Origin of the sequence: Cetobacterium sp. (assembly GCF_051658645.1) — a bacterium.
Classification (GTDB): Bacteria; Fusobacteriota; Fusobacteriia; order Fusobacteriales; family Fusobacteriaceae; genus Cetobacterium_A.
Genome location: NZ_JBOFMZ010000075.1, coordinates 1 through 12,684, shown reverse-complemented (window position 1 = coordinate 12,684; position 12,684 = coordinate 1). Strand labels below are relative to the sequence as shown.

At 27.4% G+C, this 12,684-nt stretch carries 12 protein-coding genes; all 12 read right to left on the bottom strand.

The genetic code is table 11. The features are described from left to right. The coding region (locus ACRCZX_RS10335; protein WP_438582848.1) for a replication initiation protein at window positions 1–1,358 on the bottom strand (1,358 nt) is incomplete at its 3' end. Between the two features lie 414 nt (window positions 1,359–1,772). Then, complete coding sequence (locus tag ACRCZX_RS10330; RefSeq protein WP_438582847.1) at window positions 1,773–1,958, bottom strand: ORF6C domain-containing protein; 186 nt, start codon at window positions 1,956–1,958, stop codon at window positions 1,773–1,775. 751 nt (window positions 1,959–2,709) lie between these two features. Then, on the bottom strand, window positions 2,710–3,567 hold the full coding sequence (locus ACRCZX_RS10325) for a hypothetical protein (RefSeq protein ID WP_438582846.1): 858 nt from the start codon (window positions 3,565–3,567) through the stop codon (window positions 2,710–2,712). Beyond that, window positions 3,564–3,758: a hypothetical protein gene (locus tag ACRCZX_RS10320; RefSeq protein ID WP_438582845.1), complete on the bottom strand. Its 195-nt coding sequence runs from the start codon at window positions 3,756–3,758 to the stop codon at window positions 3,564–3,566. The genes ACRCZX_RS10325 and ACRCZX_RS10320 overlap by 4 nt, the downstream gene beginning before the upstream one ends. Before the next feature lie 701 nt (window positions 3,759–4,459). Further along, entirely contained in the window at window positions 4,460–5,536 is a 1,077-nt protein-coding gene (locus tag ACRCZX_RS10315) for a type I restriction endonuclease (RefSeq protein WP_438582844.1), read from the bottom strand. A 60-nt stretch (window positions 5,537–5,596) separates the two neighbouring features. Further along, the gene (locus tag ACRCZX_RS10310) at window positions 5,597–6,544 is read right to left on the bottom strand and encodes a replication initiation protein (protein ID WP_438582843.1); all 948 of its coding nucleotides are present in this window, start codon (window positions 6,542–6,544) and stop codon (window positions 5,597–5,599) included. Window positions 6,545–7,076: 532 nt separating this feature from the next. Next, a complete protein-coding gene (locus tag ACRCZX_RS10305) occupies window positions 7,077–8,222 on the bottom strand; it encodes a replication initiation protein (protein WP_438582842.1) in 1,146 nt (381 codons plus the stop codon). 538 nt (window positions 8,223–8,760) lie between these two features. After that, the gene (locus ACRCZX_RS10300) at window positions 8,761–9,897 is read right to left on the bottom strand and encodes a replication initiation protein (protein WP_438582841.1); all 1,137 of its coding nucleotides are present in this window, start codon (window positions 9,895–9,897) and stop codon (window positions 8,761–8,763) included. A gap of 426 nt (window positions 9,898–10,323) precedes the next feature. Next, complete coding sequence (locus ACRCZX_RS10295; protein WP_438582840.1) at window positions 10,324–10,596, bottom strand: type II toxin-antitoxin system RelE family toxin; 273 nt, start codon at window positions 10,594–10,596, stop codon at window positions 10,324–10,326. Then, window positions 10,593–10,823, bottom strand: a complete 231-nt coding sequence (relB, locus tag ACRCZX_RS10290) for a type II toxin-antitoxin system RelB family antitoxin (RefSeq protein ID WP_438582839.1) — start codon at window positions 10,821–10,823, stop codon at window positions 10,593–10,595. Before relB ends, ACRCZX_RS10295 begins: the two co-directional genes overlap by 4 nt. 747 nt (window positions 10,824–11,570) lie before the next feature. Continuing rightward, entirely contained in the window at window positions 11,571–11,744 is a 174-nt protein-coding gene (locus tag ACRCZX_RS10285; protein WP_438582838.1) for a hypothetical protein, read from the bottom strand. Between the two features lie 674 nt (window positions 11,745–12,418). Continuing rightward, on the bottom strand, window positions 12,419–12,684 hold a 266-nt coding region (locus ACRCZX_RS10280), incomplete at its 5' end, for a hypothetical protein (RefSeq protein WP_438582837.1).

The window sequence follows — 12,684 nt, the reverse complement described above, 5'->3', positions numbered from 1 at the left end:
ATCATTGTTAATATTTCAATCAACTCTGAATTTTCTTTATGCTGACTATCGTTTTGTGGCTTTTCTTCCACTAATTCTTTTTTAATTTCTGGCTCAGAAACAGTTTCAATCTTAATTTCAGTTTTAAAATAAGACATATCTATTTCAAATCCCTCTCCAAACTCAATAGCTGCCTCTATATTGTCAAAATGATTAATTAATCTAGAGCTTTGTGCAATTGTCATAATTTTAATTTTACTAATTTCTGCATATAAATATTGCTGTATTCCTAACAAATTTTTATTATAAATTACTACTTCCTCTTTAGGTTTCTCTAATAAATTCATTACATCCTGATTAACTATATCTTCCGCTATCTCGTCTTTCTTTTTAGCTTTTAAAATAGAATCCTTTTCAGTTTTTACACTTTCAGCTGGTCTAGTTTTATTTTTAATTGCATTTATAACTCCACCAATATCTTTTCCTAGCATATTTTGAGTAATATCTATTAAATATTTTTTTGTTTCAGATTCACTTATTTTTAGATTTTCTATTACTGGAATATATTTTTTATGAAATATTATTTCTTTGATGTTATCATACCACCATTTTCTAAACTGTTCTGATGCATATATAGAAAATTCAGAATCTATTAAAGTTCCTGTAGGTTCTACTATCTCAGGTTCTATTACCTCAATTTCTTTATTTAAGTGTTTGTTTGTCTTTTTCCAAGTAAATAACAAGTTTGTTATTTTAACACCCACCTTAATTTTCTCTAAAGTTAAACCTGGGAATAGTGGCTTTAATTGCTCCAAGCAAGGATGAAGAATACGGATATCTATATCTGCCATTTTATAACTTTTAGGAACTTCTAAAAGGTTTCTAAAATCCTCAATTTTTACTTTATAGAAATATGACCCTTCACTGTTTTTATCATATTGTTTAAACAATCTAAACAAGTTTCTAGCATAAGAACTTTTTAAATTTGTGAACTCCATCAAATCAAATTTAGTAAATTTTGATATATTGTTTAAAATGTATTTAAACTCTTTATTTACAGTTATTTCAACTACTCCTGCGTCTTTTTCTATTTTATATTTTGTAAAAAGAACAAATCCAGTTATGGTAGTTTTTGTCTCAATTGTCATATTTATATTTAAGAGTTTTCTATAAACACTCTGAAGATCCTTTATAAATCTTGTTAACCCTTTTTGACTATATCCAGAAAGGGTTTTAAGCTCCTGAAACGTTAAAGAAACATCTTCAATATCTTTATTTTTCATTTTATGACATATAGAAAAAAACAAATCTAACTCTTTTTCATTAAACTTTCCAAAATTCAATTCATTCATTTTACTATCATATTCTACTAGTTTCAATTATACACCTCTTTTTTAATATATCCTTTATATTATCAAAATTCAAAAGCATATTCAACGTCTTTTTTAAAACATGTCGTTAAATGGTATTCAATTTGTACTTGATTAGGTATTCAAAACAACATCAAAGGGTATTCAATTTGTACTTGATTAGGTATTCAAAACAACATCAAAGGGTATTCAAAACAACATCAAAGGGTATTCAATTTGTCGTTTATACAACTTTTTGAACCCCCTTTCGACCATTGATTTAATTGGGCTAGATTGATTTTGATTTTCTCCTAATACTCTTTTAATACTCTTTTAATACTTTAAAGAAAATAATCTTTTAATATTAAAGATCAAAGAAAATTACTTTTTTTTAAAATTTAAACTAAAAAAACACAAAAATAAAAAAAGCAGGGAAAACCCCTGCTATCTTTTCAAATTTCTGTCTTCAATCCAAAACTGGATAAATCTTAAAGCTGAATCGAAGTCCTCTTTCAGGAGATCACCTAAAACTGAAATTCTAAATTTCTTCTTGAAGTCTCTGTAAAAATTAAAATACAGGATTCTAGAATCATTTAACCCTAAATAAATTTTCTCTCTCCAAACAAACAAAAAAATTTATCTGAGACTAAGTTTAAAAAAACCAAATATAAAAATCATTATGTTTATCATAAATTAATAAAACTAATTTAAATTTTAAAGATTCTATAATTTATATTTATTTAAAATATTAATATCAAGGTATATTTATACTCGAATTATCTTTTAAAATCGTTTTTAGGATAAACACAGAAGCTTTAAACACTATATAAAAGGCCATATCAAAACTACAAATTCTGTTTTTGATATGCTTATCTAATTTTTTACTTAATTTTCAAATAATTTTATAAATTTCTAATTTCAAAATTTTTATTTTTTGATAAAGTCACTAACATAAATTTTTATTTTCTAAAATTTTTGATAATCATGTTTTTTAAGTTTAAACTACAATTCTAAATACTGTTTAAAATCCTCTATTTAGCCTTAAAATCGATTCTGTAGCTTTTTAGGTATTAATTAATACGTTGCATTTTAGACCGACCTTAAAATCAATTTTACGGATTATTCAACAATAAAAATCTTTTGTATTTTAAAATCCTAAAAAAATACAAATATTTTAGGGATTTTAAATATAAAATTTAATCTTAAAAATTGATTTTTTTATATAATTTTTTAATAAGTTTAAAATAAATTATCCCCCTTAATCTATACCCCATGACGTCTTTATAAAAAACTCGTTAAACATCTCTCAACAGTAGACTTTTCAACACTTTTTAAGAGTATGTATTTTTGAGTTAAAGGTGCTATATACAACACCTTTAACTCAATTTTTAGCTGATTTTTTTAAGTTTTTTTGAAGTGATTTTGTAAACTTTTTTAGATCGGTTTTTGTCGTGAAATTTAGAGTTTTATTTCTCAATCTTCTAAAATTTTTAGCAAATGTATTTGGATGTTGTTTTATGCCAACATTCGTCATTAACCCTCTTAAAATTTCAAAAGTTAAAATATATCCGTTTGAATCCATAGTTGCAATAAACTCTGAAAAAGTTCTGTATTTTTTATCAATTGTTTCTTTGTACAGAGTTGTTAGTTCTGAGATATATTTTTCTTCAACTTTTTGAATAAAAAGCTCTAAAGATCTCAATTCTTCAATGTATTTTTTAATCTCGTTTTGGATAATAATTTTATTGTTTTCTTTGCTGCGGATGTCTTTTATTCTGTTTTCTACTCGAGTGTTCCCAGGTCTATTTTTATCTGGGCAACTATAAATTGTCGTTTCAACTCTCTTTGAACTTATCTTGATATTGCCATCTTTTTCAAGCCCCTTTATAGTTTTAAAGATTTCTGAACAGTCTTTTTTTCTTAGAGTATTCAAACACTCTAAAAATAATCTAAGTAAGTTTTTATTGTCTTTCATGAACTCTTTCATATCTGCTCCTAAATCAACTCTTGTAATTTTCATTTTTTTTATTTTTATATTATTTTCTAAAGTTTTGATGTTGTTTAGCATCTCTTTTGGTGTTGCTAAATCGTTCGTGCATTTCATAACTATTCTTGTATTTTGTTTTGCTGTATAGGTTGTTTTGTCGTTTAAAATATAGCCATTATCTGATTTTATTGAGTGCAAACCTTCAACCTCAATTTGTACAGTATCAACTCCAGCTTTTATAAGTTTAATCATAACTGAACGCCATACTTTTCTATATCGTCTAGCAATTTTATTAAGGCTGTATTAATTATCACCCTCTTAGTTATATCTAACTCTTTTGATATTTTTGAAAGCTTTTTATAAAGTGCAGGATCGATTTGAATTGTAAGCCCTTTTAGTCCATCAGAAGTTGTACAGTTTTTCACCAATTTAATTTTTTGCATAAAAAAATACCTCCTAAATTTTTTTAGAGGTATATCCATTTTTCTATTTTTATTAAACCTGCAAAAATACTATATTTTACTAGATTTTAAAAGCTTCAGAATAAAGTTTTTTATAAATTTACTTTACTTTTATTTTTGTTTCTAGTATTATAATTTGTATTACAAATTGAGAAAATCCAATACTGATTTTCTTATATTTTGGTTTAACAAAAATAGAGTGTTTCCACATAGAATTTATTACGAGTTTTCGCTTTGGTCGGTTGAAGAACTCATAATAAAATGCTGGATAATACACTCTTTTTTTTATGTTGTTTGTTTGTTTTTTACATAGTAGCACAATATGTTAAAAAATATAATAAACTTTTTTACTCACCCTTCAACCTCTCCCAACAACTAACACTTTTCTGGTTAAAACTTTTGTAATACAAAAAAAATTCCACGTTTAAAAAAATAATTTTTTGAGAATAATTTATGATTTATATGCTGTAAAAATATAATAGTTTGACAAATTTTAAAGAAAACAAAGCTATTAAAAAAAGAGAAAGGAAAAATTATTTCTCTAATTCGTAAAAGTTGGTCTGCTTTTACTCGATACTTCGCTTGTTGTCTCACTTAGTAAGTATTTTTACAAAAAGCAATTATTTTTTCTGAGAACATTCTAATGTAGTCAATGAAAACAGACCTTTATAACTATGTATTGTTTAATTAGTATAAAGTTTTACAACCTCTTCTATTCTATTTTTATGTTTCACAATTTCATAGATACTAGATAATTGAATTTTTTCTTCCTTCAAAGTTCTTTCTCCGTTTTCTAAAACAGGAAATGAAATATATTTATTTTGAGAATTAAAATAAAGTCTACAAATCCATTTTCTAGTATTATCTTCAAATAAAATACCAAAATAACTTAAAGTATCTTTAAATGTTATTTTGTCAATCTGATTAACAGTATCCAACAGTAAAGATTTTATAATAGAGAATCCTACTATTTCTTCTTCAGTTGTAACTGGAGCTTTATTCTCAATAACTTCAGCTGTAGTTTCAACAACTTCTTGTTCTTGAGGAGCTTCTACTTTAATTTGAAAAGCAGTTTCTAATTTATCTCTTAATAAATCATTAAAATATTCATTTAGTGCTTTTTTTAATATTGGACTAAATTTTTCTTTAACTTTAGCTGTTTTAATTCCATCATAGATATTATTTAACATACAACTTATAAAATCATCTGAAGGATTTTCAAATTCTGATTTTAAATTTCCTTTAAGAAGAGTTAAGTATTTTAATTCTTCAGCAGTATCTAAAATTTTGTGTCTATCAAAAGTTGCTTTTGTAAATTTTTTAAGTTGAATAAAATCTTTTTCATTAATATCTGAAATATTAAACTCATAGAACGGATTTTTATCCATTCTATTTGATTCTTCTAAGTCAGTAAAAAATTTATACTGAATTCCATTTGTTAATATTCCTATATGTGAATCAACAACATTGAAGTATCTATTAAGTTGTTTATCATGATTAAGCAAATTATCTTTCCAATTTTTACATTCAACTATAAACTCAACTTCATCATTTATAAAAATTCCATAATCAACTTTTTCACCTTTTAAATCCGCTATATCCGCAGTAAATTCGGGTACAAACTCAAAAGGATTTCTAGTATCATATCCTAATATTTCGAAGAATGGCATTACAAATGCTGTTTTTGTCATCTCCTCATTGGTTACACGTTCTTTGTAATTTTCAATTTTTTTAGCTAATTCATAAATTTTTTGCTCCATAATATCTTATTCCCCTTTAAAATTTTATTAAAACTCAAGTCTATTTAATTAAAAAAGTATTCAACTTTTTAACAAGTAACGCCGTAACATGTTCGAAGCTAATCTAGGATTTTTTATAATTGAGTTTGCTAAAAAATCACTAAAATCTCCAGTAGTTTTTGCTATAGAAATAGCTTTTTCTATTTCTTCAGAACTAAGTAAAGGTAATTCTGCTTCTGATAATTTTTTATCCAAAGCTACTTGTTCAATAATTTTATCAGTTTTTTTTATGCTAGTAGTTTTTTCTAAAACTGGAATATTCTCTTCAACAACTTCTTTTTTAATTTTATTTTTCCATGTAATCTGTAACCTATCTATTGATACAGCTTTTTTTATTTTTAGTATTTTTATCTCGGGAAAATATTTAGATAGTTCTTTTAGTCCAGGTTCTATTATTCTTTTATCAATATTTATCATTTGATAGCTATCAGGAATACCTAATAAATCTCTAAATTCTCTCATAGAAATTTCTACTACTCTTGTTTTTTCTGCTTTATTCTGATGCTTTTTCAATGTGTAGTAAAGAATTTTTGAATACTTACTTTGCAAAGAAGAAACTTCTGCTAAATCTAAAACCGTAAAATTTCCATTTAATCCTGTAAACATATAATCTAGATTTTCATTTGGTATAATAATAAAATTTTGAGAAATTTTGTCATTATAGCAAGTTGGAAATAAAACATGATACTGATCTAAGTCTTCATCAGATATTTTTATTTTTATAGATGTTAATACATCTGCTAAATGTTCAATGTATGTTAAAAAGTTTCTATTTCTCATTGTTAATTTTCCAGTTGAACATATTTTTTTTAGTTCTAACCAAGATATAACAGCTCCATTTCTACCCGTATTTTTCAATTTATTTATAATTGTAAATAATAAATCCATCTCTTTTTCTTTTAATTTCTGAATAAATTTCAGTTGGTACAAATCATTATGAAATGATACCTTATTTGATGCTCCTTCCATATTACCCCTCCGCAAATTACAATATAAGTGGATTATATAACATACATAATAACTTGTCAAATAAATTCAGTTATTGAAGGGTGGTACAAATGTTATTGAAGGGTGGTACAAATGTTATTAAAGGGGTGGTACAAATGTTATTAAAGGGTGGTACAAATGTTATTGAAGGGTGGTACAAATGTTATTAAAGATATCTCTTGAGGTCTTGATTCTGTTGGACAAAATTAAGGCTAAATCTTTTAAATCTTTTAAATCAATTAATAATCTTTTAAAAGAAACTCTAAAATGGGGTCCCATCAAGAAAACGCGGAATAACAACTCTAAGGATTTTTGAAACACTATTTAAACCTTTGATTTTATTAAGTTTAGAAGCTTTTTTATTCTTAAAAATTTAAATATTACACCAAAAATAAAAGTGTTTGAATAGATTTCAGTCTAAACAGAATGTAATTAAATCTGAAATTACCCTATCAATTTATATTTTCAAACAGTAATTCTAAAAACATTCTGTTATATGTTTCATACAGACACTTTAATTTGTTTTATTCATTTCTGATAAAATTTTATTGATTCGGTTCACCAACAACATACCCTTTAGCTTGTTGCCATTTTTATCTAAAAGTTTTTCTGATGGAATATCTTCAACCGTATATATTTTAGTTTGAGTAAATTCTAAATCTTTATCTTGGATTATAAAACTTTCTTCTCGATTGTTTTCTAAAAATTTAGTTATCAAAGATTTTTTACTAGCATTAAATGCCAACTTTTGAATTTTTCCATTTGCACCACATTCTAGAATATAATTTTGGTAAACTGTTTCAACTACAGAGGCTTGTTCAGCTATTGATAATTCTAGGAACTTTACCCACAAAGGATTTTCCGCATCAGTATTTTCAATACCCTGTGAAATACTATTATCCCTCTCCAATTCGAATAACTTGTCTTCTTCTAACTCTTTTTGTCCAAGTCCTTTTTTAATTTTAATTGGAATTATTTTAGGATCTATTTTCTTTTTCTGAGTCCACGTAAATTTGAGAGCCACAACTTTGACACCTTTTTTAATTTTTTCTAATTTCAGATTATGAAATAAAGGTTTCAACTGTTCCATGATTGGGACAAGTATTTTCTTATCAATGTTAATCATTTTATAACAACTTGGAATGCCCAATACATCTTTGAATATTTCTATTTTCACTTCATACCAAGAAAATAAATTCTTCTTATTATCAAACTGTTTTAATAATCTAAACATATTCCTAGCATAAGTGCTTTTCAAATTACTAAATTCTATTAAATCAAATTTAGTGAATTTATCTATATCATTTAAAACAAAACTATATTCTTTGTGCAATTGAATAGTCATCTCTTTTTTTTCCTCATCAATTCTATACTTCGTGAAAAGAACAAATTTTTCTCTAACTTTAGGAGATATTATTATTTCCAACTTAATACCCAATAATTTTGTATAAGTACTTTCTATATCAGAGATCAGCCTTTTCACATCATTTCTAGAATAATTAGACAACTCTTTCAGCTCTTGGAATGATAATGTAATTTCATCTAATCCTTGTTCTTTTAATTTATAGCAAATAGCAAAAAAGAGGTCTAATTCTTTTTCTTTAAATTTTCCAAAGTTTAAATTATTTAATTTGCTGTCATACTCAACTATTTTCCCCATCTTACTCTCTCCTCGAATTTTATTGATATATCTATATATTACAATACGTATTTACACAAGTCAATACCTTATTTTTTTTATGGTATCGATAGATTGACAATATGGTATCGATAGACGAATACCATACCCAATCCGAGTCAATAAAAGCAGTGCAAATATGCAAGTTGATTTTTCCTAATACTCTTTAATACTCTTTAATACTTCTTAATATACAACCGCTAAATTTTTACACAGTAAAAGTTAACGTGTATTTTTCAAAAAACAAAACTTGAATATTAATCTGTAAAACATATAATTAAATAAAATTCTAAAAACAGTAGAGAGAATTCTAGTTCAATGTATAGTTTAAAAGTCATAATATACTCTAAAAAACGATTTCAAACAGTTTAAGCATAAAATAATCGAGTTAATTTTAGCACCTAGCTTAAAATCAATTCTATGAACTATTTAGTTTTTTGTAAACTTAAAATATTTTTAACCTAAAATATCAAAAAAATGTTGAAACATTTAAAATTAAAGTTGTAGAGTGGAAACAAAATTATACAGCTTCAGCTTTATTCATTTCTCCTAAAATTTTATTGATTCGGTTCACCAACAACATACCCTTTAGTTTGTTGCCATTTTTATCTAAAAGTTTTTCTGATGGAATATCTTCAACCGTATATATTTTAGTTTGAGTAAATTCTAAATCTTCATCTTGGATTCTAGAACTCTCTTCTCGATTGTTTTCTAGGAATTTAGTTATCAAAGATTTTTTACTAGCATTAAATGCCAACTTTTGAATTTTTCCATTTGCACCACATTCTAGAATATAATTTTGGTAAACTGTTTCAACTACAGAGGCTTGTTCAGCTATTGATAATTCTAGGAATTTTACCCACAAAGGATTTTCCGCATCAGTATTTTCAATACCCTGTGAAATACTATCATCCCTCTCCAATTCGAATAACTTGTCTTCTTCTAACTCTTTTTGTCCAAGTCCTTTTTTAATTTTAATTGGAATTATTTTAGGATCTATTTTCTTTTTCTGAGTCCAAGTGAATTTCAGAGATTCCATCACACGTCCTTTTTTTGTTTTTTCTAATTTTAAATTAGGAAATAGAGACTTTAGTTCTTCCATAGAAGGATTTAAAACCTTTTGGTCAATGTTAGTCATTCTATAGGTTGATGGTACACCCATTAACTCTTTAAATACATCCATCTTAACTATATATTCTTTTGTAGTTTCCCATTGCTTTAATAATCTGAATAGAGTTTTAGAATAATTACTCGTTAGTTTAACTAATTCTTCTAAATCTAAGAGAGTAAAATTACCTAACAAACCTTTTACCAAATAAGAAAACTCTTCACCTATTGGAACTTTTATTATTTTTTTATTTGTATCAGTCCTAATACTTCCAAACAAAGAAAATGTTAAGAAAACTCCAGGTTCTACTTCCATAGTTTGATTTAATGTTTTCAACTTAGAACTTAATCCCAAGATATTTTTAATAAACCTATCGTTATTTTTATCACCGTTCGAAAGTTGTTTTAGCTCTAGAAAGTCCATAATTATAATTTTATCCTGATTATCCTTAGCTTTTAATAATAAGCTGAAAAATATATCTGTTTCAGCCTTACTGAATCCACCGATTTTCATTTTATTAATATCATTGTGATATTTCATTATTTTCATATATCCCACCTCTAAACCCTTTAATATCAAAAGAATACCACATACAGGGCAACTTGTCAAATTTAAGGTTGTCTTTAGTTCCCATTAGGTTGCCTTGTAGTTCCCATTAGGTTGCCTTGTAGTTCCCATTAGGTTGCCTTGTAGTTCCCATTAGGTTGCCTTATACCCCCATCCGAGTCAATAAAAACAGTGCAAATCGTCAGTCTAAATGTTTTAAAAGGTTTTAAAAGAATTTAAAAGGAAAAAAAGCTCCATTTTACGTAAAATAAAATATGAATTTTAATAATTATTTAACTGAAAAACTGAAAGATTCTGAAGTTAAACAAGAATACGATAAACTATCACCAGAGTATGAAATTATTTCATGCCTTATAAAAACTAGAAAAAAACTAAAAAAGAGCCAGCAACTAACCTCTGACTCTTTTTTTATTTTTTATAGATTTCACTTCTATGACCTACTTCAAGAACTAGGATAGTTAATACCTCATCATGGATATTACAAAGTAATCTATAATTACCTACTCTGTATCTCCAAAATCCTTTTTTATTTCCTACTAATGCTTTTCCATGTGCTTTAGGATTATTACAATGAACAAGATTTTTTTTAATCCATTTTAAAATAATTGTTTGAACTGATTTATCTAATTTTTTTAAATTCTGTAAAGATGCTTCAGAAAACTCGACGCTGTATTTAATCATAAATCAATTCCTAATTCCTCAATTACACTATCAAAAGAGTAAGTTTTTTGGTTTGATTCTACATGAGTTTTATAAGCATTTTGAGCGACTTTTAAATCATATTCTTCTTCCAATCTTTCAAAAACAATTTTTTTTATATAACTAGAAACTCCAACTCCTTCAAAATTAGCAACTTGTTTTAATAATATTTCTTCTTCATGATTCAATCTAACAGATACAACAGACATTTTAGCCTCCTTTAATAATTTGTCATACAATTGTAATACTTTATTTTATTCTTTGCAAGAAATATTTATAGCTAGTGCTAAAGAAGGTCGCTCCCACGCCTTAGTGAGTCCGTTGTTTACGGCGTGCTCGCTCCGTGGCCGGCCCTTTCCCCCCGCCGGCGTCGCTACAGCTTTTTTTTTGGCTAGGCCGGTCTAAGTAAGTTTGCAAAAAAAGCTTTCGCTAGGCATCCCCGGTTTGCGGTACCCTTTTTTTTTAGTCGCCTCTTGGGGGGAAAGTGTTTGCTCCTCCTTGAGTCGTCGCGGGCACGGCCACAGTACCGCATCTACTGTTAACCTTCGTTAGATATGAAAGGCACAATGTCCAATCCGAATCCCTAAAAGTTACGGCGGGAATACTGTGATCTCTCCTCAAACCAAGATGCCCGCCTTTGAAATAAAAAAAGAGAAGATTTCTCTTCTCTCTAATCGTAAAGAATAGTCAATTCTCTACTAGGTGCTATATCCTATTTTGATTTCTAGTATGCTAATTTAGTCAGCATAAAGAAAATAACGATAATAAATAATTTAGTCAAGGTTCCACCCCCTTTCTGTTGGGGATAATTTTCTTTAAATGTGGAATCTAGCACCTACCAATATTTTAGCATTAATTCCAAAAAATAAAAAGAGCTTTAAAAGTTGACTAGACTCTAAAGCTCTTCTTGGAAACTTGACATTTCCAGTTATTTATTTATCGTTAAATTGAGTATACTATCTTTCTTCATAAAAATCAACTTTTACTTTCTGAAAAGTACATAATTTGAAGCTCACTTCTAAAAATTTTGCTTCAGTTTCATCATAAGTTTTCATGAAATTTAATATCTCTTTTTCCTCGTCATCTTCAACAAATTCACAATTTTCATTAATAAATTTTAACAAATCCATTTTAACTACCTCTTTTTTTATAATTTTAATTATAATCACAAATTCAACAAAAAACGACCTCGTAAAATCGATTTTAAGGCCTTTGAAAAAGGTGGCCCTAGTGTTTGTACACCTTGATTTTAAAGGGTTTTTACTATTTTTAGCATTAAACGGCAGAGAAAAAAATTAGAGGATAAATAGTTCAATTTCTGCCGTAACTTTTAGTCATTATTATAGGCCAATATGCCTTTCAATTTTACAAAAATTGGGAATGCCCCGACAAGATCGCAGTAGGGGGAGGGTGGGAATTCTTTTGTGGGTGCGAAGTTGCTGCCCATTGCCCGTGAAGGCTCTGCTGAATCTAGCTTTCAATTTTACTAAATCAGCAAAAAAGAGCCTGATTCTACTCAGAGGGAGCAAAATGAGGGAAAGGCATTGGCCACCCCCAAGAGCGGTCCCCCCAAAAAGGGAGTACAATTATGGGGGATGCCGAAAGGGGGGCTTGGGGGGAAAAGCGGCGGGGGTGGACCAAGCACCCACATTTTTGATTTTAGAAAAGAGCGAGTGGCCTAACATCTCTATCTCTCGCCCGAATATATGCCTTGCCACTCGCTCGGTTCTGCCGTATATCAGCTCTCACAGGAGGCAGAATTTCTAAAATCAAAAATTACCTTTTGTTTTGTTATTTTGAATCTTTATAAATTAATTTTATTTTCTATGCAAATATTAACTATTTCATCTGTTTCTGTACAAGCCGCTATTTTCATTTTTAGTTTTACTTTCTCTAACATAGATATTTCTAAATTATTTACTTTGTTTTGAATCATTGTTAATATTTCAATCAACTCTGAATTTTCTTTATGCTGACTATCGTTTTGTGGCTTTTCTTCCACTAATTCTTTTTTAATTTCTGGCTCAGAAACAGTTTCAATCTTAATTTCAGTTTTAAAATAAGACATAT